The following is a 24,688-nucleotide window of genomic DNA, read 5'->3' as shown; positions in this document are numbered from 1 at the left end:
ATGCTGAGTTTCGACAAGGTTTCCACCTACTACGGCAAGATCCAGGCGCTGCACGACGTCAGCGTGGAAGTGAAGAAGGGCGAGATCGTCACCCTGATCGGCGCCAACGGCGCCGGCAAGTCGACCCTGCTGATGACGCTCTGCGGCTCGCCGCAGGCGGCCAGCGGCAGCATCCGCTACGAAGGCGAGGAACTGGTCGGCCTGCCCTCCTCCACCATCATGCGCAAGAGCATCGCGGTGGTCCCGGAAGGCCGCCGGGTCTTCTCCCGCCTGACGGTGGAAGAAAACCTGGCGATGGGCGGCTTCTTCACCGACAAGGACGACTACCAGGTGCAGATGGACAAGGTGCTGGAACTCTTCCCGCGCCTGAAGGAACGCTACGAACAGCGCGCCGGGACCATGTCCGGCGGCGAACAGCAGATGCTCGCCATCGGCCGCGCGCTGATGAGCAAGCCAAAGCTGTTGCTGTTGGACGAACCTTCGCTCGGCCTGGCGCCGATCATCATCCAGCAGATCTTCGAGATCATCGAGCAGTTGCGTCGCGAAGGCGTCACCGTGTTCCTCGTCGAGCAGAACGCCAACCAGGCGTTGAAGCTCGCCGATCGCGCCTACGTGCTGGAGAACGGCCGGATCGTCATGCACGACACCGGCGCCGCCCTGCTGACCAACCCGAAGGTGCGCGACGCCTACCTCGGCGGCTGAGCACCGTCCCGCCGGAGACTTCAGCGCATACGAAAACGGCCCTCACGGGCCGTTTTTTATGCCGAGGCGTACCGGCTACAGGCCGTAGCGCTCGATAGCGTCCAGGTGCGGCTGGGTGTCGACCTCCGCCGCTTCCGCCAGGCGCAGCCAGCACATGCGGTGCGGCCATTGCCCGGTGGCCTCCTGCAACGCCTGGTGCAGGTCGCGCGGCGCCTGCTGCGCGGGTGTCGCGACGGTGAAGTAGATCGCCCGCAGTTCCTCGCCGCTGCTGGCATCGGTGACCTGGTAGTCGCGGTTGCTGTGCACCCAGACCTTCCAGCCGCGCGCGTCGAGCGTTTCGCGGAAGGCGTCGAAGGCCTCGTCGCCCGGATAGACGCCGTCCACCAGCCAGCTCGGCGAGTAACCACCGCTCTCGAGGACGTGCACCACCGCATAGGTGGGAACAAAACGCTTGCGCTCCTCCTCGTCTTCCGGAGCCGGATAGATCAGGCCGGCGTCGAACACCACCCAGTCACCGACCCGCTGGCTGCGATTGCCCGGCGCGTTCTCGAGGACCCGCGCGGTCACCGGGCCGGTGCGCCGGGCGTAGTAGTCGAGCGCTTCGCCATCCTCGATGTAGCGGACGATCACCCAGCCCCAGTCTTCCTCGATCGGTCCGTCGCCGGCGGCGAACTCCATGCCCATGCCGGCAGCGACCTCGCGCAGCATCGTCCAGTCGCGCGCGGCGCTGGCGGCGGTCATCTGGTCCCACTGCACCGACTGCGGCTCCTCCAGCTTGCCGGCCAGACGCTGGTAGGCCAGCGCCGCCTCGGCGAAGCGATCCTGCTCCATCAGCGCCTTACCCAGCAGGCTGTGGGCTCCCAGCGAGCCGGGAGAAATTTCCAGCACCGATTGGCAGGCGCGCTCCAGCTCCGGCCAGTCGTTGAGTTTCTCGGCCAGCTTGACTTCGCTCCACAGCGCGATCAGCGGCACGCTGTCGGCGTAGAGCCGGCCGAGGCGCTTGACCTGGTCGTACTCGCCGCGGGCCAGCAAGGCATTGAGCAGGTAGTAGGCCAGTTGCTGCTCCTCGTCGGTGTGGCGCTCGACGTACTCCCAGAGCAGGTCGATGGCCTCGTCGTCGGCGGAGCAGGCCTGTAGCGCCGAGGCGGCCACTTCGCGCAAGGCGGTGTCGTCGGGCCGCTCGGCCAGCGCCTGGAGCAGCCACTGCACTTCTTTCTCCGGGTTGCGCGGCGCGTCTTCGCTGCCCTGAGCAGCCAGCCAGTCGAGCAACTCCGCAGCCGGCACCGGCAGCTCCTGCTGCTGCGGCGCGGCATCGATCTCCTCCCTCAACCCGGCGAGCAACTGGCTGGCGCCCCGATCGCGCTGCAACTGTTGAGCATGCTGTTCGGCCAGCGCCAGGTGGCGCCTGGCGCTCCATACCGAACCGCGTTGCAACGCGAGGCGGATGGCCTGGCTGGCAACATCGATGACCACCCGGTGCGCGCCCTTCTGCGAGTAGTGTTCGAGCATCTGCTGCAGGCGCCCGCCGAAGTCCCAGGTGTTGCGCTCAGGGGTCCGTTGCAGCAGCAGGTAGACGGCGCGCAGCCAGATCGTACGGTAGCGCGGGGCAATCTCGGAGAACGGCAGCAGCGCCTCCAGGGCCTCCTCGTCGCGCCCCAGCAACGCCAGGCCGTGGGCCTTGTACAGACGCCGTGGCTGGCTGATGTTGTTCCACTCCGCGCCCTCGACCTTCTCCTCCATCTCGCCGATCAGGGCCAGCGCCTGTTCCGCGCGCCCCAGGTTCAGCAGGATCGCCACGCGCATCTCCAGGAGGCTGTCGAATACCTCCTCGCCGGCGGCGAGGATCTTCTTCTCCTGTTCGGCCAGGAAGGCCAGGGCATCTTCGCCGCGCCCGTCGTCGAGCAGCGCCTCGGCCTTCTCGTTGCTCAGACAGTGGAAGCAGGCCCAGGTCGGGTCGATCCGCGCCAGGGTCTCGTCGCACACCTCGATGCGTTCCTCCACCCAGCCCGGGCCGTCGACGTTGGCGTAGCACGACGCCAGGTCCTGGGTCACGCAGACCGACTGCGGGCAGGCCTGGGTGTCGTCGCGGTTGGCCAGTTCGAACAGGGAAACGGCGTCGGCCAGGGCGGTCTCACCCTCCAGTTGGTTGCCGACCCGGTTACGCATTTCCCAGTGGCGGACGAAGATTTCCAGCCACGGGTTGTTCAACGTCCGGCTCAGCGCCTTGACCTCCGGCAACAGCGCCTCGGCGCGCTCCACCTCGAGGTCGCAGACGTACGCGGTGAGTTCGTCGATCAGCCGCGCACTCTGCTCCTGGCCGGCCTCACGCAGGTCGGCGCGGAGCTTCTCCACCCAGTTCCAGATATCCATATGCTTCAGTCTCCATCAGGCGTGTTGCGAATTTTCTTATTGCTCCAGCAGGCGCTTCACCGAATCGGCGAGTCCGGCCAGGGCCTGGTTCAGCGAGGTCGCGGGCTGGCCGCGTCCCTGTCCGGCGATGATCACTTTGAACGAGCGCAGCAGCAACGCCGCATGGGCCGCTTCGTCGCGTTCCTCGCCGACGGCCGCGAGCAGCGCCTGCACCGCCGGATTGTCGAGGTTGACGTAGAGCCGGCTCGGCTGGCGATTGTCGAGCTTGCGGGTGAACTGCCGGGCCAGGCGCAACGCCGCGGTGGAAATACGCTTGTCGGCCTCGTCGTCCTCCAGTCGCCGCTTGAGTTCGGCGTCGCGGTCGGGCACCACCACAAGCGGCAATTCCTCGGGGCTGAAGCGGGCGATCACCAGTTGCTCCTCGGCGCCGCCCAGGTGTTCGGCCAGCCAGCCGGTCTCGTGCTCGGGCAGTCGGTCGAGGCGGAACAACTGGCGGTTGCCCTGCTCGGTGCCCAGCTCCACCAGGCGCATCCCCTTGGCCTGCGCCCAGCGACGGAGGAAGGGTACCACCGCATAGCGATTGCCATGGGCCACCGGTACGCCCATGGCACGGAACAGCATTTCCTCGAAGCCGCTGTCGTTGTCCAGCAGCACATGCACCGCTCCGCGCGAAAGGAGTTCGGAAGCCGGGAGGTCGCCCTGGGAGGTGGGTACGCGCAGGCTGTCCATCATCAGCGCGAACAGACGCTCGTCGCACAACGCCGCTCCCAGCAGGGCCTCGTTGTGCCGCAGCAGGACCCGCCGCCAGGCCTCCGGCTGCTGCCGCGCCACCTCGCCGAGCCCAGCGATCAGCGCCTCGGCCAGCGCATGCTGGATCGCCGCGTAATGGTCGTCACGCTGCAGGTCCTCGCGGCTGGCGGTGGGCGTCAGGCGGTTCGATTCGATCACCCCGCCGACGAACCCGGCCCAGGACGGCAGCAGGTCGCGGGCGTCATCGTCGAGCAGCATGCCGCGGAGGAAAACCGAGAGATTGCGGTTGTCGCTGGTGCCATAGGTGCCGCCGTCCTGGATCCACAGCAGGCCCTGCACGTCGACCCGCTCGTCCGGGCGCACCGGCAGGCAGCAGATCGGTTCGAAGTCATGTTCGAAACGCGCGGCGAACTCCAGGTCGCGGCGCTGCCGTTGCAGCGGGTGCAGCGCGGCGTCGGCGGCCAGCCGCCACGGCGGCGGCTCCGGGTTGATCGGCTGGGCGTCGCCGCCGACGTGGATCGGCTCGCGCAACAGCACGCAGTAGCGTTCGAGGATCTCGCGCAGGCGCGCGGCCTGGGTCAGCGCACTGTATTCGTCCTGCAGTTCGAGGGTGATCTCGGTGCCTACCGGGCGCGCCGGCATCGGCGTCACGCTGTATTGCTCGGCGTTGCTGGAGACGTAGCAGAAGCCCAGTTCCGGCTGCTGGTAGGACGTGGTCCGCACGCTGACCCGGCGGGCCAGGACGAAAGCGGAGAGGAAGCCCAGGCCGAACATGCCGATCAGCCCGCTGTCCTCGTGGCCGGACTGGCGCAGTCCGCGGGTGTAGCCGACGCCGACGGTGGCCAGGTAGGCGTGGATTTCGTGCTCGGTGAGCCCGGCGCCGGTGTCGACGATGCGCACGGTGTTGCTGGCACTGTCGCCGATCACCTCGATTCGCGACGGCCCTTGCCAGTCGGGCTGCTCCAGGCGGCGACGGAGGATCGAGTCGTGGGCGTTCTGCACCAGCTCGCGCAACGCCACGGTGGGCGTGGAATAGAGGTGCTTGCTGAGCACCGACATCACGCCGTTGAGGTCGACTCCGGCGCGACGGATCTGGGGAGTGTTCGATTGCGGAAAGCTGCTTTGCATGTCCCTATCCAAGCGTTCGATGAATGGCGTCCGCTCGCACGCGAGCGGTCCGGTGCGGGATTCTGCCACGTTCCGTCACGTTCCTTGTGCAACGGCGTGCCCGCGATGAGCTTCAGGCCGCATGGAAGCTGCCCGGAGTGCAATAGAGCCGCGTCGCGGCGAAATGTTCAACCCTCCAGGCCGATCAATTGTCGCCGGCTGCGCTCGAACCAGTCGAGCAGGTAATCGGCGAGTACCTGGGTGCGCCGCGGCAGGCCGCCCTGGAACGGATGGACGAGGAACATCGGCGTGCTGCGCGTCTGGTAGTCGCGCAGCAACCAGGCCAGGCGGCCGTCGCCCAGTTCGTCGTGGACCATGTATGACGGCAGCCGGGCGATGCCGGTGCCGGCCAGCGCGGCCTTCTTCAACAGGCTGTAGTGGTTGCTGGCGAGAAAGCCGGCAACCCGTACCCGCTCCAGCCGATGGTGGCGGTGATAGAGCCACTCCTCGTGGCCGCTGTAGTGCGAGTTCAGCAGGCACTCGCGCTCGGCCAGCTCGGCCGGGCGTTGCGGCTCGCCGTGTCGCGCCAGGTAGGCGGGACTGGCGCAGGTGATTTCCTGCAGGACGAACAGCGGCCGCGCCACCAGCCGGGCGTCCTGCTCGACCCCAGAGCGAATCGCCAGGTCGAAGCCCTCGCCAACCAGGTCGCGCAGGCCGTTGTACAGGTCCAGCTCGACGCGCAGCAGCGGATGGCGTTCCTGGAAGTCCTCCAGCAGTGCATCGAACAGGGTCTCGCCCAGCGAGACCGGGAGGGTCACCCGCACCCGTCCTTCCGCTCGCTCCTGCAAGCGCGCCACCGCCTGCCGCGCGCGCTCGGCCTGCACCAGCAAGGCCTGCGCCTCGGGCAGCAGCGCGGCGCCGGCGGCGGTCAGCGAAAGACGGCGGGTGGTGCGGTGCAAGAGGGTCACGCCGAGCTTCTGCTCGAGGACGCCAATGCACTTCGACAGTTGGCCCTTGCTGCAACCGAGACGCTCGGCGGCGCGGGTGAAACTGCCCAGGTCGTGGAGTACGGCGAAGGCGGCGAGATCGTCCAGGTCCTTCACGATTGTTTCCCTATGAAAACGGTAGGTTGTCGATTGACAGGATTATCCATGGCAAAAGCGACTCTACACTGGAAACCACTCACCTTCACTCAACGAGAGGCCTGTATGAAAATCATCCTGATCGGCGCCAGCGGCACCCTTGGCAAGGGTATCGACAAAGAACTCTGCGAGCGCCACGAGATCGTCCGGGTAGGCAACAGCAGCGGCGATTTCCAGGTCGACATCAGCGACTCAGACTCCATTCGCGCCCTGTTCGAGAAAACCGGTCGCTTCGACGCGCTGGTCGCCGCGGTCGGCAAGGTGCACTTCGGCGCCCTGGAGGAAATGGGCGAGGCGCAATACCAGCTCGGCCTGCGCGCCAAGCTGATGGGCCAGGTCAACCTGGTACTGCTCGGCCGCGAGTACGCCAACGACGGGGGCTCCTTCACCCTCACCAGCGGCGTGCTCGCCGAGCAGCCGATCCGCTTCGGCAGTTCGGCGAGCATGGTCAACTGCGCCGTCGAGGGCTTCGTCCGCGGCGCAGCCCTGGAGTTGCCGCGCGGCCTGCGCATCAACGCCGTCAGCCCGACCGTGGTCAGCGAGGCGCTGCCCGGCTACGCGCCCTACTTCCGTGGCTTCAAGCCGGTTCCGGCGGCGGACGCCGCGCTGGGTTACGCACGCAGCGTGGAAGGCGCGCAGACCGGCCAGGTGTACCGCATCTGGTAAGCGATATTTCTCAGGAGAGGCGGTCGGCGTAGCAGGTCGGCGAACTGCCCGGCTGCTGGCGGTCCAGCTCCTCCTCGAGGAACTCGGCCAGCACCACGGCATTGTTGTGCTGCTGGTCGTGGGCGCCGTAGAGCAGCGTCAGGGTGCCCTCGCGAGCGCTGTCGAGCAGGCCCCACCAATGTTCCGGGTGCGCCTGCAACTCGGCGCGGTAGTGTTCGCGGAAGCTGTCGAAGAGTGCCGGATCGTGGCAGAACTGCTTGCGCACCTCGTTGGAGGGCGCCACGTCCTTCAGCCAGTCGTCCATGGCCAGGGCCTCCTTGCGGATGCCCCGCGGCCACAGCCGGTCCACCAGTACGCGCCGGCCATCGGCGGGCGACGCCGGTTCGTATACACGCTTGCATTGGATCATCGATCGACTCCCTGGTTGCGATGAAGTCCGATCCGGACTTGAGCTAGGCCCGGACGCTCGGTAACGTGGGCGCATTTTCGATGGAGTCTTCCCTATGCGCCCTGCCCGTCTGCTGGTCTACAGCCTGCTCCCCTTGTTCGCCGCCTGCCAGGTGTGGAAGCCCGAATCGCCGAGCACCAGTGTAGACACCCGCTTCCAGGGCGAACTGGTGAAGATCAACGGCGCGCTGCAATTCCGCCCCTGTACCGAGAAGCGCCTGTTCAGCATCGAGGACGTGGCCAATACCGGCCTGCGCCGCGAAGCCGACAGCCTGTTCGACGACGGCGCCCAGGGCCTGTTCGTCGACCTGCGCGGCACCATGGGACCGGCCAAGGTCCGCGGTACCGACGGCAAGCTGGAGGTCAGCCGACTGTACCGCGTGCAGAACGAGGGCCCCGGCTGCGACGACCCGAACTTCAAGCTGCTGACCTTCGCCGCCAACGGCAACGAACCCTTCTGGAGCGCCAGGGTGAACAACCAGGGCCTGCGCCTGGACCGCCCCGAACACGAGACCCTGGCCTTGCCTTACGTCGCCGAGGAACTGCCGAACGGCAGCACCAGCTATTCCAGCGAGGCGAACGGCAAGAAGGTCGAATTGTGGATCGCCCCGTCGTCCTGCACCGACAGCATGAGCGGCGCCTTCAGCAGCTACTCCGCCGAACTGCGCATCGATGGCGAGACGCTGCGCGGCTGCGCCTATCCGGGCGCACTGGGCAAGTGAAGCGAGGGGCCGCGCAGCGGCGGCCCTTCCCTACAAGAGCAGTCCGGCCTGCTCCAGGCGCCGCCGCAGCGCCGTCAGGCCGCCCTCGTATTCCCAGTAGGCGACGCGCCCGTGGGAGGCGCTGACCAGCAGGTATTTCTCGCTGATCGACTGGATCCGTTCGATGCGCAGCAGTTTCTCGACGAAGCGTTCCTCGCCGATCTGCTCGACGATTTCCCGGTTGTCCGCGTCGTAGCCGTGGACCATGAAGGCGGCGCGCACCTTGAGGCGGATGAAACTCATCGCACGGCTCTGCGCTGGAGGGAAAGATTGCGATGGCACACTGTCGAGCGCCCCGAGCCGTTCGGTCGCCGCGCCGGATCGGCGTAGGTTTCCAGCTCGACGAAGCCGGCCTTGCGCATCATTCCCGCCGACGCCAGGTTCTCTTCGTGACGATCGATATAGACGTCCTCGATGCCTTCGTCGGCCAGTTGGGCCAGCACCGCCTCCAGCAACGCGCTGCCGAGCCCCTGGCCGGCCGCCGCCGGATGCACTACCGCCTCGCAGATGTAGGCCCGCGGCGCATCGGCACGCTGCGGCTGGTAATGGGCGAAATCCTCGGTGCGACGGAAGCTGGCGAACCCCAGCAGCCGATCGTCGCGCTCGGCCAGGACGGCACGTACCTCGCCGTCGGCGATGGCTCGCAGATGCGCACGCACCCCCTCCTCCGGCAAATGGTTCCAGGGATTCGGCCCGTGGCGCAGCAACAGGTCGGTCATGGCCTCGATATCGCCGGTTTCGGCAGCTCGCAAACGGTGCATATCCACTCCTTCAAAGTCCAGCCACCAGCAGCCCGTCGGGCAACGCCACGCCCCGCTCGATGCAGGCAGCCAGCGCCTCGACCAGGGGTTCCAGCGCATAGCCCTGCCTGGCCAGCCAGACCGGATCGTAATAGGTGGTCGCATAGCGTTCGCCGCCGTCGCAGAGAATCGCCACCAGCGAACCCTTCTCGCCGGCCGCGACCATTTGCCGTGCGGCCACCAGGGCGCCGATCAGGTTGGTTCCGCTGGAGCCGCCGACCCGCCGCCCCAGGCGTCGGGCCAGGTAATGCATGGCCGCCAGCGACCAGGCGTCCGGCACCTTGACCATCGCGTCGATCACTTCCGGCAGGAAGGACGCCTCGACCCGCGGCCGGCCGATGCCCTCGATCCGCGAACCGCAATCCAGGGTTAGGCCACGGTCGCCGCTGACATAGGCGTCGAAGAACACCGAACGCTCGGCGTCGGCGCAGAGTACCCGGGTGCAGTGCTGGCGATAGCGCACGTAGCGGCCGAGGGTCGCCAGGGTGCCGCCGGTACCGGGGCTGGAGATCAGCCAGGTCGGGGTCGGGTACGGCTCGTGGCGCATCTGCTGGAAGATCGATTCGGCGATGTTGTTGTTCGCCCGCCAGTCGGTGGCGCGCTCGGCATAGGTGAACTGGTCCATGAAATGGCCACCGCTCTCCCGCGCCAGGCGTTCGGACTCGGCGTAGATCTGGGTGGGGTCCTCCACCAGGTGGCTCTGGCCGCCGTAGAAGGCGATCTGGGCGATCTTTTCCTTCGAGGTGCTGGCCGGCATCACGGCGATGAAGGGCAGGCCCAGCAGGCGTGCGAAATAGGCTTCGGAAATCGCCGTGGAACCGCTCGATGCCTCGATCACCGGCGCGGCCGGCCTGAGCCAGCCGTTGCACAGCGCATAGAGGAACAGCGAGCGCGCCAGGCGATGCTTGAGGCTGCCGGTGGGGTGGCTGGACTCGTCCTTGAAGTACAGTTCGACGCCAGGCAGGCCGGGAGTCTCCAGGGGGATCAAATGGGTATCGGCGCTGCGCTGGAAATCCGCTTCGATGATGCGGATCGCCTCGCGGGCCCATTGGCGGTGGTCGACGGTCATGGAAACTCCTTCAGTTCAGGACGCCGGCCGGAGGCGGCGGCGGAGCGCTGCGCCACTGGCTGATGGCGACGCCGATGAAGACCAGGCCGGCAGCGAGCATCTGCGGGCCGTTGAGGGTTTCGCCGAGGAACAGCGCGGCGAATACCAGGGTGAAGACCGGGATCAGGTTGATGAAGCCCGAGGCCTGGCTGGCCGGCAGTCGACCGACGCCGAAGTTGTACAGGCCGTAGGCGCCCACCGTGACCACCACGCCGAGATACACCACCGCCTGGATCCCCAGCGCGCTGGGCTGGCTCGGCAGGTCGGCGCTGGCCAGCGCCAGCGGCAGGAAGAACAGCGTGCCGACGAAGGCCTGCATGGCGGTCAGGGCGAATGCCGAGTAGCGCGCCGAAAGGTGCTTCAGCAACAGGGTATAGCCGGTGGCGCAGAGCATCGCGAGAAGTTCGAAGAAGTTGCCCAGCAGCGGCTGCGGCGCGTGCAGGTCGGGCTCGCCGGCGAGGCTCAGCCAGATCGAACCGAGCACCGCCAGGCCAAAGCCGATCCAGGTCATCCGGCCGATCCGTTCGTGCAGCAGCAACCAGGCCCCCACCGCCACCAGCAACGGCAGCAGCGCGGTGATCATCCCGGCCTGGGCCGCGCTGGTGTATTGCAGGGCGAAGGATTCGCAGAGGAAGTACAGGCAGGGTTCGCAGACGGCCAGGCCGAGCAGGTACTTCCAGTCGCCCGGGCGGTAGTCGATGCGTCCGCGCCAGCGCCAGGCAACGAGGAACACCAGGCTGCCGAGGGCCATGCGACCGAAGATCACCCAGAGCGGCGGCAGTTCGCGGAAAGCGACCTTCAGCACCACGTACGAACTGCCCCACAGCGCCATCGCCAGGATCAGGCAGGCCAGGGCGAACCAGCGCGTCCGAGTCAAGGGAATCTCCACCACGGGCGCCGCCGCGGCGCCGGAAAAAGGACTCCCAGTATAGGCAGCCGGCTAGCTGCGCCGACAGGCACAGAAAGCGGGCAAAACTGTTGCGCCGGGCCTCACTGCTCCCAGGGCTTGCCGCGAGTCTTCTTCTCCAGCGGCAACTGCTGCAGCACCGCGGCCTTGGCCAGCATGTAGGCGCTGACCGGGGCGCTGATGAAGAGGAACAGGCTGATCAGCAATTCGTGCAGGCTGATGCCCGCCTGGCGGTTGGAGAAATAGATCAGCGAGGCGACGATCACCCCGCCGACCCCGAGGGTGGTGGCCTTGGTCGGCCCGTGCAGGCGCATGAAGAAGTCCGGCAGGCGGTACAGGCCGATCGCGCCGATCAGGACGAAGGCGCTGCCCAGCAGGAGGAACGCCGAGACGATGATTTCCAGCCACAGGCTCAGGGGTTCGCCAGTCATTCGATGATGTCTCCGCGCAGCATGTATTTGGCCACCGCCACCGTACCGACGAAGCCGAGCACCGCGATCAGCAGCGCCGCCTCGAAGAACAGGTCGCTGTCGCGCCAAATGCCGTACAGCACCAGCAGCGCGATGGCGTTCACGTAGAGGGTGTCCAGCGCCAGCGCCCGGTCCGGCAGGCACGGCCCCTTGACCAGGCGCGCCAGGGTCAGCAACAGGGCCAGGCCGAGCAGCGCCAGGCACAGCGGGATCACGTAAGCGAGCATGGGAAGATCTCCTTCAGCGGCGCTTCGTAGCGTTGCTTGATCTCGGCGATCAGCGCCGCCTTGTCCGGCACGTCGAGGCCGTGCACCAGCAAGGTCTTGCGGTCGTCGCTGAGGTCCGACGACACCGACCCCGGGGTCAGCGAGACGATGCTCACCAGCACGCTGATGGCGAGGTCGTTCTCCAGCTCGATCGGCACCTCGACGAAGGCCGGACGCAAGCGCTCGATCGGTCCGAGGGTCAGGCGGGCGACCTGGATGTTGGCGACGAGGATGTCCCACATCACCAGCACCAGCAGCTTCAACAGCAGCAACGGATGCCACTCCTGGCTGCGCCCGACCAGCAGGCGGTTGGTCAGCAGCGGAATGCACACGCCGAGGAAGGCGCCGAGCAGCCAGTGGCCGATGGCGAAGGAATCCACCAGCAGCAACCAGACCAGCAACAGCAGGACACTAAGCACGGGATGAGGCAGTACGCGAAGAAGCGGACGCGGCAACGAACGGCTGATCATGCGGCACCTCCGCGGGTGATGATCTGGCGATACAGGTCGAGGTCGTGCAACTGCGCCGCGGTGGCCTGGACGTAGGCCAGCAGCGGCTTCGCGGCGAACACCAGCAACGGGCCGGCGGAGAGCAACAGGATGCAGGCGAACAAGCGGCCGTGGTCCAGTTCGGCGCTACCGAGCACGGTATGCCCGGTGCGCCAGAACAGCGTGCTGCCGGCCCGGCTCAACGCCACCAGCGCCACCAGGCCGCTGCCCAGTACCACGCTCCACAGGGCCAGCGCCTGGCTGCCGGGAGCGACCGACTGCAAAAGCATGACCTTGCCGAAGAACCCCGACAATGGCGGCAGACCGGCAACGGCGATGGCGCCGATGAAGAAAGCCCCGCCGAGCAACCGAGGATTCTGCAACGCCGGGCCCTGGACCAGGTCGCCGGCCTTGTCGCCGCGCTGGCGGGCGACCAGGTCGGCGAGCAGGAACAGGCCACCGGCGATCCAGGTACTGTGCAGCAGGTAGTACAGCGACGCCGCCAGCGCCCGCTCGCTGCCCAACGCCACGCCAGCCAGGAGGGTTCCGGCGGAGACCACCACCAGGTAGGCCAGCAGGCCTTGCAGGGTCCGCGCCGCCAAGGCACCGATCGCGCCCAGGCCGAGGGTCGCCAGGGCCAGCGGCCAGAGCCAGGCCTGCGCCAGGTTGGCCAGCTCGCCGGCGGCATCGCCGAAGACCAGCGTGTAGACCCGCAGGATCGAGTAGATGCCGACCTTGGTCATGATCGCGAACAGCGCCGCCACCGGCGCGCTGGCCGCGGCATAGGCGCGCGGCAGCCAGAAGTACAGCGGCAACAGCGCCGCCTTCAGGGCGAACACCACCAGCAGCAGGAGCCCGGCTGCCGCCAGCAGCGGCGCGCGCTCGGCATCTGCCATGGCGATCTTCTGCGCCATGTCGGCCATGTTCAGGGTGCCGGTGAGGCCATACAGGGTACCCACGGCGATCAGGAAGAACGCCGAGCCGACCAGGTTTAGGATCACGTAGTGCAAGCCCGAGCGCACCCGCTCCGCGCCGCCGCCATGCAGGAGCAACGCGTAGGAGGCGATCAGGAGTATCTCGAAGAACACGAACAGGTTGAACAGGTCGCCGGTCAGGAAGGCGCCGTTGATACCGAGCAGCTGGAACTGGAACAACGCGTGGAAATGCTTGCCCAGGCGGTCGTCGCCACGCAGCGCGTAGATCAGCGCGGCGCTGCCGAGCACCGCGGTGGCCAGCAGCATCAGGGCGGCGAGACGATCGAGCATGAGCACGATGCCGAACGGCGCGGCCCAGTTGCCCAAGGCATAGACGCTCAGGTCGCCGCTGGCGGCCGTACGTATCAGCAGCAGGCTCAGGGGGATCAGTGCCAGCGCCGCGAGCAACGACAGGCCGCGCTGCCAGCGCTCGGCCAGCGGCAACAGCAGCAGGCTGCCGGCAAACAGGGGGAGCAGGATCGGCAGGATCAGCCAATGGCTCATGGGCGCGGCTCCTCCTCGTCCGGACGGCCATCTACGTGGTCGCTGCCGAGGTCACCGAGGCCACGCAGGGCCAGGACAACGACAAAGGCGGTCATGGCGAAGCCGATGACGATGGCGGTCAGCACCAGCGCCTGGGGCAACGGATCACCATACTCCCCGGGAGTGCCGATCACCGCGACGCTGCCGCCGAGTCGGCCCATGGCGAACAGGAACAGGTTGACCGCGTAGGAGATCAGCGTGAGACCGAGCACCACCGGGAAAGTCCTCGCCCGCAGCAGCAGGTAGACGCCGCTGGCGGTGAGCAGGCCGAGGGTGATGGCGAACAGGGCTTCCATCAGAGCGCCTCCTCTTGTGCGACGGGTTCAGGCATCAGGCTGAGCTTGCCGAGGTAGGACAGGATCAGCAGCGCGGCACCGACCACGGTGAGGTACACGCCGAGGTCGAACAGCATCGCCGTGGCCAGCTCGATCTCGCCGATCAGCGGCAACTCGAAGTGGCCGAACGCGGAAGTCAGGAACGGATAGCCGAACAGCCAGCTGCCGAGCCCGGTGAGCCCGGCGATCAGCACTCCGGCGCCAGCCATGGCCGCATAGTTCAGCGGCAGGCGCTGCTCGACCCACTGCGAGCCGCTGGCGATGTACTGCAGCACCAGGGCGATGGCAGTCACCAGGCCGGCGATGAAACCTCCGCCCGGCAGGTTGTGGCCGCGCAGGAAGATGAACACCGAGATCAGCAACGCCAGCGGCAGCAGCACCCGCGACAGGGTTTCCAGGATCAGCGGGTGCTTGGCGTGGGCCCAGTTGCGACCCTGCGGGTCGCAGGTCGGCTTGTGCAGGGCGAAACCGGCGAGCATCGCGTAGATGCCGACGCCGGCGATCGCCAGCACGCTGATCTCGCCGAGGGTATCGAAACCACGGAAGTCCACCAGGATGACGTTGACCACGTTGTAGCCGCCGCCCCCGGAGACGCTGTTCTCGACGAAGAATCCGGCGATGCTCTCGTAGGGCCGGGTCAGCACCGCGTAGGCCAGCAGCGCCACCAGCATGCCGACCCCGCCGGCCAGCGCCACGTCGCGCAAGCCGCGCAGGCTGGAGGACTCCGCCGGAGTGCGCGAGGGCAGGAAATACAGCGCCAGCATCAGCAGGACCATGGTCACCACTTCCACCGACAACTGGGTCAGCGCCAGGTCCGGGGCCGAGAAGCGAGCGAAGGCCAGGGCCACCAGCAGGCCGGCGACGCTGAGGATCAATAGCGCGACCAGGCGCATGCGATGGAACAGCGCCGTGGCCAGGCCGCTGAAGGCCAGCACCAGCATGCCCAGGGCGGTGATACCGTCCAGCGGGGTCAGGCCGCGCGAGCCGGTCAGCCTCGCCAGCGGTGCCAGCTCGACCGCCACCACGACCAGCGCCGCGCCCAGCAGCCAGGCCAGGTAGCGCTGCAGTGACCCGTTCTCCAGCCAGGCGGTCAGGCGCGCGGCCAGGGCCACCACACGTTGCACCTGCTGCTCGAAGACCAGCTTGGCGTCCACCTCCGGTAACCCGGCGTACCAGTTGAACAGCGGCTTGCGCAGGACATAGACCAGCACACCGCCAACCAGCGCCACCACGCTCATCAGCAATGGCAGGTTGAAACCGTGCCAGATCGCCAGGCTGTATTCCGGCAGTTGCCCGCCAAGGCTGGCACTGGCGGCGGCGGCCAGCAGCGGCGCCACGGTGTAGGCCGGCAGCATGCCGACCAACAGGCAGAGGAACACCAGGATCTCCACCGGTACCTTCATGTAGCGCGGCGGCTCGTGGGGCGGGAACTTCGGCAACCGGGCCGGCTCGCCGTTGAAGAACACGTCGTGGATGAAACGCAGCGAATAGGCCACCGAGAACACGCCGGCCAGGGTCGCCACCGCCGGCACCAGCCAGTTGAAGCTGCCCAGCAGGTTCTGGCTGAGGGTTTCGCCGAAGAACATCTCCTTGCTGAGGAAGCCGTTCAGCAGCGGCACCCCGGCCATCGCCAGGGAGGCGACGATGGCCAGCACCGCGGTATGCGGCAGGTACTTCCACATCCCGTTGATCAGGCGCATGTCGCGGCTGCCGGTCTCGTGGTCGATGATCCCGGCGGCCATGAACAGCGAGGCCTTGAAGGTCGCGTGGTTGATGATGTGGAACACCGCGGCGACGTTCGACAGCGGGGAGTCGAGGCCGAACAGCAGGGTGATCAGGCCCAGGTGGCTGATCGTCGAGTAGGCCAGCAGCCCCTTCAGGTCATGCTGGAACAGTGCCATGCCGGCCCCCAGCAACAGCGTCACCAGGCCGCTCAGGCTGACCAGGTAGAAGAACCACTCGGTGCCGGCCAGCGCCGGATACAGCCGGGCCAGCAGGAATACGCCGGCCTTGACCATGGTCGCCGAGTGCAGGTACGCGGAAACCGGGGTCGGCGCCGCCATCGCGTGGGGCAGCCAGAAATGGAAGGGAAACTGCGCCGACTTGGTGAACACGCCGAGCAGGATCAGTATCAGCACCAGCGGATACAGAGCGTGGGCGCGGATCAGCTCGCCAGCCGCGAGGACCTCGGTGAGTTCGAAGCTGCCGGCGATGTGGCCGAGCAGCAGCACCCCGGCCAGCAGCGCCAGGCCGCCCCCTCCGGTAACGGTCAGGGCCATCCTCGCACCCTTGCGGGCGTCGGAACGGCTGCCCCAGAAGCCGATGAGCAGGAACGAGGACAGGCTGGTCAGCTCCCAGAAGAGCATCATCAGCAAGAGATTTTCCGCGAGCACCACGCCGAGCATGGAGCCCATGAACAGCAGCAGGAAAGCGAAGAAACGCCCCATCGGCTCCTGTTCGGAGAGGTAGTAGCGGGCGTAGAGGATCACCAGCAGGCCGATGCCGAGGATCAGCAGGGCGAAGAGGAAACCGAGGCCGTCCAGGCGCAGGCTGAGGTTGATGCCGATTTCCGGCAGCCAGGAATAGCTGGCGGTCAGGGTCTGCCCGGCCAACACCGTGCCGCGCTGCCCGAGCAACAGGATCAGGCCGATCAGCGGCGCCACGCCGGCGGACGCCGCGCACAAGGTGCGGCCGCCACGCTCGGCAAGCAGGGGCAACAACGCCCCCATGAACGGCAGCGCGATGATCAGCGCCAGAATCATGGGCTACTCCTCTTCGATGGCGGAGCCCCCGGCATGCCTGGCCGGCGGTGCTTCCCCGCGGTTGTCGGTGCGCGGCCGGATCGCCAGCAGCTCGAAGCCCCATCGGCCACCGGCAGGCGCGGCGCGACGGAACTACGATTATCGCAATCTATCGAACGAACGTCATGGATTGAATTATTACAAAATTCAGGCGTTCCGACTGCCGGAAAGCCGAAAAAAACTCTGCAACGGCAACGACTTGAAGCTTAGCAAGACAACGCCGGCAGTGGTTCGGCGCTACAACGAAAACGGCCGGCGAAATGCCGGCCGCGGGATAACGTGGGAAGAATCAGTGGGCGACGCGGCTGGTGCCGTTGACGGTCAGGATGCGCACGCGCTCGCCGACGCGGAAGATCTGGCCCTGGTCGACCTGCTGGACATAGGCGCGGGTGCTGCCGTCGTCTTCGCGCACGGTGATCTCGACGCCCTGGGTGCGCGTCAGGCCTTCTTCGGTAGCCGCGCCCAGCAGGCCGCCAGCGACCGCGCCGATGATGGCCGCGACGTAGCTGCCCTTGCCGCCGCCCACCGCGCTGCCGGCGACACCGCCGACGCCGGCACCGGCGATGGAACCGATCGGGGTCTTGGTGCCTTCGATCTTGACCGGGCGCAAGGCCTGGATGGTGCCCATGCGTACAGTCTGCACGGTACGGGCTTCCTCACGGCTGTAGGTATCGCCGGTGAGGCTGGATTGGCAGCCGCCAAGAGCCAGGGCCATGGCGGTGAAGGAAGCAACGATCAAGGCAGACTTGCGCATAACGGCATCTCCGAAAGGGATAACTGACGAATATTAGACTCTCCCGCAGCCGCTCCTGTCACCTGGCCGGCGCGAGATAATCGAATCGATTCAGCAATGGTACAGGTTCGTTCAGTTTCGACCGAACCCTCCCGCTTTCATCGGCGGGACCGATCGGCTAGGGTGAGCGCCCGCAGAAGGAACAGCCATGGACTATTTCATCATCGTCGTCACCACCGCCGCCGGCCTGTATTTCCACTGGTGGATCTACTGGCGCATCCGCCGCTGGATGGACCGCGACCTGGCGCTGTCATTCGCCGGCGACGACCCGCAAAAGCGTGACTATCTGTTACAGCGACTGGCCGAGGCCAAGGCCAGCAAGGTGAAGCGGCGCGACCTGCCGGCCTGGCTGGAGCGCGCCGCCGCCGACTACCCTTCCCGCGAAGCCTGAGCCAGGCGCCAGAGCCGGGCGATCTGCTCGGCGCGCGCCTCCAGTTCCGCCGCCGCTCCGGCACAGGCCTGCTCCAGGCTGATCGGTCCCGGCGCCAGGCTGAACGCCGCATCGATGCCGGCGTCGTGCAGGCGCTGGTAGCCGTCGCCCAGGCTGCCGGCCAGGGCTACCACGGGAACGCCGGCCTGGCGCGCGATTCGCGCCACGCCCACCGGGGTCTTGCCGTGCAGGCTCTGCGCATCCAGGCGGCCCTCGCCGGTCAGCACCAGGTCGGCACCGACCAGCGCATCGGCCAGCCCGGCCAGCTCCGCCACCAGTTCGATGCCTGGGCGGAAACGCGCGCGGAGGAATGCCCTCGCGGCGAAACCCAGGCCGCCGGCGGCGCCGACGCCCGGCACCCGGCTGAAGTCCTCGCCAAGGGTCGCCGCGACCACCTTGGCGAAGTGCGCCAGGGCGGCATCCAGTTGCGCCACCTGTTCGGCGCTGGCGCCCTTCTGCGGACCGAACACCGCCGACGCGCCGCGCGGCCCGCATAGCGGGTTGTCGACGTCTGCGGCGACTTCCACCGCGACATCCACCAGGCGCGGATCCAGCCCGCCCAGGTCGAGACTGTGCAGGCCAGCCAGCGCGGCGCCGCCGGGCGCCAGTTCCTCGCCGTCGGCAGCCAGGAAACGCACGCCGAGCGCGCCCAGCAGGCCGGCGCCGGCATCGTTGGTAGCGCTGCCGCCGAGGCCGAGGATAATCTTCCGCGCCCCGGCGTCCAGCGCCGCACGGATCAGCTCGCCAGTGCCACGGCTGCTGCTGCGCGTGGCGTCGCGGCGGTCGCGCGGGACCAGGTGCAAGCCGCTGGCGGAAGCCATTTCGATCACTGCGGTGGCGTCGTCCAGCCAGCCCCAGTGCGCCAGGGTCGGCTCACCGAGCGGGCCTTCGACACGGCATTCGCGACGTTCGCCGGCGGTGGCGGCGAGTACCGCATCGACCGTGCCTTCGCCGCCGTCCGCCAGTGGCCGCAGCAACACCTCGGCCTGCGGGAAGACTCGCCGCCAGCCGCGGGCGATAGCCTCGGCGACGTCGGGCGCGGACAGGCTTTCCTTGAACGAATCAGGAGCAATCACGATTTTCATCAGTCACCTCGCAGGGCCGGGAGTCCCCGGCCCCGCTTCAATCAGAGCAGCACAAGGCTGAGCAGCCATACCGCGAGCATACCGGCGATACCCTGGACCAGGGTCGCCAGGGTCTGGGCGCGATAGGCAGTGGATACGGTCATGCGGCTGAACTGTGTGACCACCCAGAAGAAGCTGTCATTGGCGTGGGACACCGTCATCGCTCCGGCACCGATCGCCATGACCGTCAGCACCCGGCCCATCTCGCTGTCCAGGCCGAGCTGCGGCAGCAGCGGAGCGACCAGCGCCGAGGTGGTGACCAGCGCCACGGTGGTCGAGCCCTGTGCGGTCTTCAGCGCGGCCGCCACCACGAACGGCATGAACAGGCCGATGCCCAACGCTGACAGGGTGCTGCCCAGGTAGTCGCCGAGCGGAGTGATCTTCAGCATCGCACCGAAGGCGCCGCCGGCGCCGGTGATCAGCAGGATCGGCGCGGCCGACTGGATGCCTTCCACCACGCGCTCATGGAATTCCTCGCGCTTGCTCTGGTCCTTGAGCAGGGTGCAGGCCAGCGCCAGGCCGACCAGCAGGGCGATCACCGGTTGACCGAGGAAGTTCAGGCAGGCGAACAGTACGCCCTCGCCCAGCGGCTTGCTCGGGAATACCGCGACCGAGCCAAGGCAGATCAACAGGATCGGTACGAAGATCGGCGCGAACGCCTGGGTCGCGCTGGGCAGCTTGCCGTAGCGGGCACGCAGCTCGCTGAAATCCTCTTCGGTCTGGACGACCTGGCCGTCGTCGACCAGGGGAATGTCCTTGCCGACGAAGCGATTGGCCCACCACATGCCGGCCATCGCGGTGACGAAGGCGACCACCAGGCCGACCACGATCACCAGGCCAAGGCTGGCGTCCAGGCCGAGGTTGCCGGCCGCGGCGATCGGTCCCGGGGTCGGCGGCACGAAGGTGTGGGTGGCGTAGAGACCGGTGGCCAGGGCCACGCTCATGGCGATGGTGGATATCTTCATCCGCGCCGCCAGGGCGTTCTTCAGCGAGTTGAGGATGACGAAGCCGGAATCGCAGAACACCGGGATCGACACCAGGTAGCCGATGATCGACATGGTCAGGGTCGGGAAGCGTTCGCCGAGCAGGCGGATCACGCTTTCCGCCATGGTGATCGCCGCACCGCTGCGCTCGAGGATCACCCCGATGATGGTGCCGAGCACGATGACGATGCCGATGTAGCCGAGGATGCTGCCGAAGCCGCCGGTAACGGTCTTGACGATTTCCGCCGTGGGTACCTGGTAGGCGAAGCCGGCGATCAGCGCGGCCGCCAGCAGGGCGAGGAACGGGTGCAGCTTGAGTCGCGTGGTGGACAGGACGATAAAGGCGATCAACGCCAGCAGGATCAGGACCAGGGTCATGAGCCGCCTCCTTGTTGTTATGGGTGTGGGATGGGCGCCCAGGGGCGGGTCATTTTCGCTCCGTCGGGACCGGACACGCCTTGTGCAACGGCCAGAGGAAGACGGCGCTGGAAGGGGAACATTTTGTGCGACTGCACAGTGAATCGATTGATCGCCCGTTACCCGCGGCGCGGAACGAGCAATTGCAGCCCCAGCAACAATTGCTGGCGGTGCTCCAGGCGAGCGAGATCGAGCCCGCTGATCGAAGCGATGCGCTCCAGTCGGTAGCGCAGGCTGTTGCGATGGATTCCCAGCGCCTGGGCACAGGCCTGGGCGTGCCCGTCATGGGCGCACCAGGACTCCAGGGTAGCGGCCAGCGAACCTTGCGGATCGTGGTCGAGCAACCGCTGCAAGGGCGCCAGCAGCTGCCGCACCTGCCAACTGTCGCGCTGGCTGAACAGCAGGCTGGCGAGGCGGTGTCCGTCCAGGGTCACGACCCGCCGACCGGGCAACCGGCTGCGCGCATAGTCCAGCAGGTCGCGCGCGGCGCAGGCCGAGGCGCGCAGCTCGGCCAGGTCATGCGCCGGGTCGCCGGCACACAGGCGCGCCACGCCCCAGCCGCGCGCGTCGGCGCGCTCCAGCCAGTGCTCGAGCGTATCTGCGTGGGCTACCGGCCGGCACCAGAACACCAGGCGCTCGCCCAGCGCCGCGCTCCAGTGCTCCGCCCGGCCGCCGAGTGCCGCCAGCAGGCGAGCCTGGCAAGGCAGCGGATCGGCATGCTCGGGCAGCTCCAGGAAGACCGCCTGGCGCGGCCAGTGCATGGCCAGCCCCAGGTGTTCGGCATCGGCCGCCAGCGCCCCGAGGCCGTGGCCGGGATCGAGCAACTGGCGCAGCCAGGCTTCGTGACGCTGGCGTTGCCAGTGTCGCTCGTCCTGCATCTGGCGCTGTTCCATGAGCATTTCCGCTGCCATCCGCACCAGCTCGGCATAGGGCCGGACCACCTCCGGCGCGCCGGTGATGCCGAGCACGCCGACCAGCCGCTCGGCGTGCAGCAACGGCAGGTTCACCCCTGGCCGCACCCCGCGCAGGCAGGCGGCGGCCTGCTCGTCGATTTCCACCACCCGCCGGTTGGCCAGCACCAGTTGCGCCCCTTCGTGGCGGGTATGCAGGCGCGATGGATCGCCGCTGCCGATGATCATGCCCTGGGCATCCATCACATTGATGTTGTGCGGCAGGATCGCCATCGCCCGATCGACGATGTGCTGCGCCAGCGTCGAATCCAGTTCGAACATGGAGGATTCAGGGCGCCAGGCGTTCGCGCAGCCAGCCGCCGTCCTGGCGTCGATAGTCGAGACGGTCGTGCAGGCGGCTCGGCCGCCCCTGCCAGAACTCGATGCGCTGCGGCAGGAGACGGTAGCCGCCCCAGTGCTCGGGACAGCTCGGCGGCTGGTCGGCGAAACGCCGCTCGGTGTCCGCGAGCAGCCGTTCCAGCTCGGCGCGATCGGCGATGACCCGGCTCTGCGGCGAGGCCCAGGCGCCCAGGCGACTGCCCAGCGGACGCACCTGGTAGTAGGCGTCGGATTCCTCGGGAGTGACCTTCTCGACGCTGCCTTCGATGCGCACCTGGCGCTCCAGCGCCGGCCAGAAGAAGGTCATGGCCGCCCGCGGATTGGCCGCCAGTTGCCGGCCCTTGGCGCTTTCGTAGTTGGTGAAGAAGGTGAAGCCGCGCTCGTCGAGGCCCTTGAGCAGGAGGATACGGCAATGCGGATAGCCGTCGGCGTCGACGGTGGCCAGGGTCATGGCGTTGGGTTCGACCGGCAGGCGCTCGGTCTTCACCGCGTCGTCGAACCACTGGCGGAACAGGCTGAAGGGATCGCTAGGGGCGTTGGCCTCGCTGAGGCCATCGCGGGTGTACTCGCGGCGCATATCGGCCAGGGACTGGGTCATGGCGCATCTCCAGGGGGAAATGCGCCATAGCTTAACCGCAGACTCCGCCTCGCGCTTGATCCGGGACAATGGCGCCAAGCGCCCTGCCCCGGTTCGGCTCAGTTGCCCTGGGCCAGGGACAGCAGGCTGGCGCGCTGGGTATAGAGCACTTCGACGCGACGGTTCTGGGCGCGGCCGGCGGCGCTGGCGTTGTCCGCGCGCGGCATGTCGGAACCGACCCCCTTCAGGCGCAATTGGTCGCCTTTCAGGCCGCTGAGGCGGAAGATCGCCGCCACCGACTGGGCACGCTCGAAGCTCAGCTTGTCGTTGACCGCCTTGCTGCCGGTGCTGTCGGTATGGCCGAGTACCAGGATACCGCTCTGCGGATCGGCCTGGGCCATCTTGGCGACCTTGCCCAGCGGGTTGAGGGTGATCGGCATCAGCATGGTGTGGCGCTTGGGATTGAACGAGTAGTCGGCGGGGGCGATGACGATCAATGCGTTGTCGCGGCGTTCGAGGGTAAACTCGCTACCGGCGATCGCTTCGCGCAGGGCTTTCTCATGGGCATCCAGCCACTCCTTGGTGACCTTCTGCTGGACCAGTGCCGGCTTGCCCGACGCCTTGCTCGCCGAGCTGGCGCCGAACGGCCACCACCAGGGGTTGGCGGCCTTCGGCTCGGCTGCGGCGGCGACTTCTTTCTTCGCCGCGGCGATCTCGGCCTTCTGCTCCGCAGCCTTGGCGGCTACGTCCCGACCGCCTTCGTCCTTGCCGAACGGCCACCACCAGTGGCTGGAGCCGACATGCTCGGCTTCGGCCTTCTGTTCCGTGGCCTGCTTGGCGACGGTCTGTCCGTCGTCCTTGCCGAACGGCCACCATGAATGGCTGGAAGCCTGCTCGGCCGGAGCCTTGGCTGGCTGCGAGGAAGCGTCCTGGGTCTGGAAATAGCTGCAGCCGGAGGCGGTCATGCAGAGAAGAAGCGTCGAGGTCTTAAGCAGTTTCATACGTCGGGGTCCGTTGGAAGTGAAAGAAGGCGAGCCCGATGGAACGTTCGGCTCAACCGCCGGTCACATCGCAGCGATGCCGGAGTCGATCCACTGCCCCGGCAACGCCCTATCTCATACGACGCTTTAGATTGTGTCGCTAAGCCATTATTTGGCAATGAAATTTAGCGTCGAGCCGACAAGCGGTTAAAAGTTAACCAACGGATTACAGACACTCCCCCGCGACACGCGCCAGCTGCTGCGCCCGCGGATCCATCAGCACATACGGCCCCAAGGCGTTGCTGACAAAGGAAAAAGCCAGGTCGCGCTCGGGATCGGCGAAGCCGATCGAGCCACCCGCCCCAGGGTGGCCGAAGGCCTTGGGGCCGAGTCCGTAGGTCGCATTGGCCACGCCCGGTTGGTCGAGCATGGTGCCGAGGCCGAAGCGGGTCCGGGTCAGCAAGGTCCGATCCTCGCCTACCGCGTGTTCGTGGGCCAACTGGCCCAGCAGTTCATCTTCCAGCAAACGTCCCTGCAACAGGCCGCTATAGAAGCCGGCGAGCGCGCGCGCGTTGCCATGGCCATTGGCGGCCGGCTGCTGCATGCGTCGCCATTCCGGCTTGTTGGTGCTGGTGAGGATCGACGGCGGATTGGTGAAGGCACGGGTGGTCAGCGCCAATGGCTCGCTCATCATGGTCTTCAGCATGCGCTGGGCGGCAGCGTCGCCGAGGCTGCCCTTGCTCCGTGCCATGTGGGCGACGCGGCCGAACTGGCTGTCGTCCAGGCCGACATGGAAATCCAGGCCCAGCGGTGCCGCGGTGCGCGCCACGATGGCCTCGCCCGGCTCGCGGCCGTCGACCCGGCGGATCACCTCGCCGAGCAGCCAGCCATAGGTAATCGGTGCATAGCCGTGCGCTTCGCCAGGCGTCCACCAGGGCTCCTCGGCGGCCAGTGCCGTGGTCATCGCCTGCCAGTCGTAGAGTGCCTCGGGCGGCATCTGCTCGCGCAGCGCCGGCAGGCCGGCGCGATGGCAGAGCAACTGGCGCACGCTGATCGCTGCCTTGCCGGCCGCGGCGAACTCGGGCCAGTAGCGTGCCACCGGCGCGTCCAGTTCGAGCTTGCCCTCGGCCACCAGTTGCAGCACGGCAACGGCGGTGAAGGTCTTGGTGCAGGAGAACAGATTGAGGATGGTGTCGCGCTGCCAGGGCTGCTCGCCGTCCTTGTCCGCGACGCCGCCCCAGAGGTCGACCACCGTCTCGCCACCGACCTCCAGGCACAACGCCGCGCCGCGCTCCTGCGGATTGTCGAAAAGCCGGGCGAAGGCCTCGGCAAGCGGGGCGAAACGGCTGTCACAGTGGCCTTGGGGCGTCATGGGCAAGTTCCGGTGGGAAAGTGGTCGGGGCATTCTTCCAGCCCTCGGCGGCCTTGTGAACCCTGACATAAGAGGGGTTCGCCGCA

General features: G+C 67.4%; 25 protein-coding genes. 4 read left to right on the top strand and 21 right to left on the bottom strand.

The features are described from left to right. Window positions 1-702, top strand: coding sequence for an ABC transporter ATP-binding protein (locus tag HMPREF1224_RS36095; protein WP_003086389.1), 702 nt, complete (start codon window positions 1-3; stop codon window positions 700-702). A gap of 75 nt (window positions 703-777) precedes the next feature. Here the strand turns inward: HMPREF1224_RS36095 and HMPREF1224_RS36090 are convergent, their stop codons facing one another. The 3 genes from HMPREF1224_RS36090 to HMPREF1224_RS36080 form a co-directional block, all read right to left on the bottom strand. Next, window positions 778-3,072 carry a tetratricopeptide repeat protein gene (locus HMPREF1224_RS36090; protein WP_003082116.1) on the bottom strand — a complete coding sequence of 765 codons (2,295 nt, stop codon included), beginning with the start codon at window positions 3,070-3,072 and terminating at the stop codon, window positions 778-780. 36 nt (window positions 3,073-3,108) lie between these two features. Next, a complete protein-coding gene (locus tag HMPREF1224_RS36085) occupies window positions 3,109-5,019 on the bottom strand; it encodes an ATP-binding protein (protein WP_074198671.1) in 1,911 nt (636 codons plus the stop codon). Between the two features lie 98 nt (window positions 5,020-5,117). Next, complete coding sequence (locus HMPREF1224_RS36080) at window positions 5,118-6,032, bottom strand: LysR family transcriptional regulator (protein WP_010793907.1); 915 nt, start codon at window positions 6,030-6,032, stop codon at window positions 5,118-5,120. Between the two features lie 105 nt (window positions 6,033-6,137). On the opposite strand from HMPREF1224_RS36080, the gene HMPREF1224_RS36075 reads away from it, so the two are divergent. Then, a complete protein-coding gene (locus HMPREF1224_RS36075; protein WP_010793906.1) occupies window positions 6,138-6,737 on the top strand; it encodes a short chain dehydrogenase in 600 nt (199 codons plus the stop codon). 10 nt (window positions 6,738-6,747) lie between these two features. On the opposite strand, the gene HMPREF1224_RS36070 is transcribed toward HMPREF1224_RS36075, so the two are convergent. Further along, a complete protein-coding gene (locus tag HMPREF1224_RS36070) occupies window positions 6,748-7,146 on the bottom strand; it encodes a DUF488 domain-containing protein (RefSeq protein WP_003116310.1) in 399 nt (132 codons plus the stop codon). A 94-nt stretch (window positions 7,147-7,240) separates the two neighbouring features. Between HMPREF1224_RS36070 and HMPREF1224_RS36065 the strand changes: the two genes are divergently transcribed. Further along, window positions 7,241-7,906: a COG3650 family protein gene (locus tag HMPREF1224_RS36065; protein ID WP_003082099.1), complete on the top strand. Its 666-nt coding sequence runs from the start codon at window positions 7,241-7,243 to the stop codon at window positions 7,904-7,906. A gap of 30 nt (window positions 7,907-7,936) precedes the next feature. Here the strand turns inward: HMPREF1224_RS36065 and HMPREF1224_RS36060 are convergent, their stop codons facing one another. From HMPREF1224_RS36060 to HMPREF1224_RS36010, 11 genes are all read right to left on the bottom strand, one after another. Continuing rightward, entirely contained in the window at window positions 7,937-8,188 is a 252-nt protein-coding gene (locus tag HMPREF1224_RS36060; RefSeq protein WP_003082096.1) for a hypothetical protein, read from the bottom strand. Beyond that, window positions 8,185-8,706, bottom strand: a complete 522-nt coding sequence (locus tag HMPREF1224_RS36055) for a GNAT family N-acetyltransferase (protein ID WP_003082093.1) — start codon at window positions 8,704-8,706, stop codon at window positions 8,185-8,187. The genes HMPREF1224_RS36060 and HMPREF1224_RS36055 overlap by 4 nt, the downstream gene beginning before the upstream one ends. 10 nt (window positions 8,707-8,716) lie before the next feature. Continuing rightward, window positions 8,717-9,814, bottom strand: coding sequence for a PLP-dependent cysteine synthase family protein (locus tag HMPREF1224_RS36050; RefSeq protein WP_003112514.1), 1,098 nt, complete (start codon window positions 9,812-9,814; stop codon window positions 8,717-8,719). 10 nt (window positions 9,815-9,824) lie between these two features. Further along, the gene (locus HMPREF1224_RS36045) at window positions 9,825-10,730 is read right to left on the bottom strand and encodes a DMT family transporter (RefSeq protein ID WP_003082086.1); all 906 of its coding nucleotides are present in this window, start codon (window positions 10,728-10,730) and stop codon (window positions 9,825-9,827) included. Window positions 10,731-10,843: 113 nt separating this feature from the next. Next, the gene (locus tag HMPREF1224_RS36040) at window positions 10,844-11,191 is read right to left on the bottom strand and encodes a Na+/H+ antiporter subunit G (RefSeq protein WP_003082083.1); all 348 of its coding nucleotides are present in this window, start codon (window positions 11,189-11,191) and stop codon (window positions 10,844-10,846) included. Further along, window positions 11,188-11,457 carry a K+/H+ antiporter subunit F gene (locus HMPREF1224_RS36035; RefSeq protein ID WP_003082079.1) on the bottom strand — a complete coding sequence of 90 codons (270 nt, stop codon included), beginning with the start codon at window positions 11,455-11,457 and terminating at the stop codon, window positions 11,188-11,190. Before HMPREF1224_RS36035 ends, HMPREF1224_RS36040 begins: the two co-directional genes overlap by 4 nt. Further along, window positions 11,442-11,966, bottom strand: a complete 525-nt coding sequence (locus tag HMPREF1224_RS36030; protein ID WP_003112515.1) for a Na+/H+ antiporter subunit E — start codon at window positions 11,964-11,966, stop codon at window positions 11,442-11,444. The genes HMPREF1224_RS36035 and HMPREF1224_RS36030 overlap by 16 nt, the downstream gene beginning before the upstream one ends. After that, complete coding sequence (locus HMPREF1224_RS36025) at window positions 11,963-13,462, bottom strand: monovalent cation/H+ antiporter subunit D (protein ID WP_003082071.1); 1,500 nt, start codon at window positions 13,460-13,462, stop codon at window positions 11,963-11,965. The genes HMPREF1224_RS36030 and HMPREF1224_RS36025 overlap by 4 nt, the downstream gene beginning before the upstream one ends. After that, on the bottom strand, window positions 13,459-13,797 hold the full coding sequence (locus HMPREF1224_RS36020) for a Na+/H+ antiporter subunit C (RefSeq protein ID WP_003082068.1): 339 nt from the start codon (window positions 13,795-13,797) through the stop codon (window positions 13,459-13,461). Before HMPREF1224_RS36020 ends, HMPREF1224_RS36025 begins: the two co-directional genes overlap by 4 nt. Next, window positions 13,797-16,598 (bottom strand): monovalent cation/H+ antiporter subunit A, encoded by a 2,802-nt coding sequence (locus HMPREF1224_RS36015; RefSeq protein ID WP_010793905.1) that lies wholly within the window; start codon window positions 16,596-16,598, stop codon window positions 13,797-13,799. The genes HMPREF1224_RS36020 and HMPREF1224_RS36015 overlap by 1 nt, the downstream gene beginning before the upstream one ends. Before the next feature lie 328 nt (window positions 16,599-16,926). Then, a complete protein-coding gene (locus HMPREF1224_RS36010) occupies window positions 16,927-17,391 on the bottom strand; it encodes an outer membrane lipoprotein (RefSeq protein ID WP_003082056.1) in 465 nt (154 codons plus the stop codon). A gap of 187 nt (window positions 17,392-17,578) precedes the next feature. Here HMPREF1224_RS36010 and HMPREF1224_RS36005 point away from each other — a divergent pair, with 187 nt between their 5' ends. Beyond that, window positions 17,579-17,821 carry a hypothetical protein gene (locus tag HMPREF1224_RS36005; protein ID WP_003082053.1) on the top strand — a complete coding sequence of 81 codons (243 nt, stop codon included), beginning with the start codon at window positions 17,579-17,581 and terminating at the stop codon, window positions 17,819-17,821. Here the strand turns inward: HMPREF1224_RS36005 and HMPREF1224_RS36000 are convergent. From HMPREF1224_RS36000 to HMPREF1224_RS35975, 6 genes are all read right to left on the bottom strand, one after another. Then, window positions 17,800-18,945 carry a glycerate kinase gene (locus HMPREF1224_RS36000; protein ID WP_003082051.1) on the bottom strand — a complete coding sequence of 382 codons (1,146 nt, stop codon included), beginning with the start codon at window positions 18,943-18,945 and terminating at the stop codon, window positions 17,800-17,802. The two genes, HMPREF1224_RS36005 and HMPREF1224_RS36000, sit on opposite strands and share 22 nt — an antisense overlap. A 41-nt stretch (window positions 18,946-18,986) precedes the next feature. Next, window positions 18,987-20,345: a GntP family permease gene (locus HMPREF1224_RS35995; RefSeq protein ID WP_010793904.1), complete on the bottom strand. Its 1,359-nt coding sequence runs from the start codon at window positions 20,343-20,345 to the stop codon at window positions 18,987-18,989. Between the two features lie 158 nt (window positions 20,346-20,503). After that, window positions 20,504-21,616, bottom strand: coding sequence for a CdaR family transcriptional regulator (locus tag HMPREF1224_RS35990; protein ID WP_003112517.1), 1,113 nt, complete (start codon window positions 21,614-21,616; stop codon window positions 20,504-20,506). A gap of 7 nt (window positions 21,617-21,623) precedes the next feature. Beyond that, on the bottom strand, window positions 21,624-22,271 hold the full coding sequence (pdxH, locus tag HMPREF1224_RS35985; RefSeq protein ID WP_003112518.1) for a pyridoxamine 5'-phosphate oxidase: 648 nt from the start codon (window positions 22,269-22,271) through the stop codon (window positions 21,624-21,626). 98 nt (window positions 22,272-22,369) lie between these two features. Beyond that, the gene (locus tag HMPREF1224_RS35980; protein WP_003082037.1) at window positions 22,370-23,251 is read right to left on the bottom strand and encodes an OmpA family protein; all 882 of its coding nucleotides are present in this window, start codon (window positions 23,249-23,251) and stop codon (window positions 22,370-22,372) included. A gap of 205 nt (window positions 23,252-23,456) precedes the next feature. Beyond that, the gene (locus tag HMPREF1224_RS35975; RefSeq protein ID WP_003163128.1) at window positions 23,457-24,602 is read right to left on the bottom strand and encodes a serine hydrolase domain-containing protein; all 1,146 of its coding nucleotides are present in this window, start codon (window positions 24,600-24,602) and stop codon (window positions 23,457-23,459) included. Between the last annotated feature and the right edge of the window lie 86 nt (window positions 24,603-24,688).

Source organism: Pseudomonas sp. P179, assembly GCF_000478485.2.
Lineage (GTDB): Bacteria > Pseudomonadota > Gammaproteobacteria > Pseudomonadales > Pseudomonadaceae > Pseudomonas > Pseudomonas aeruginosa.
This window is presented reverse-complemented; position numbering and strand designations above follow the sequence as displayed.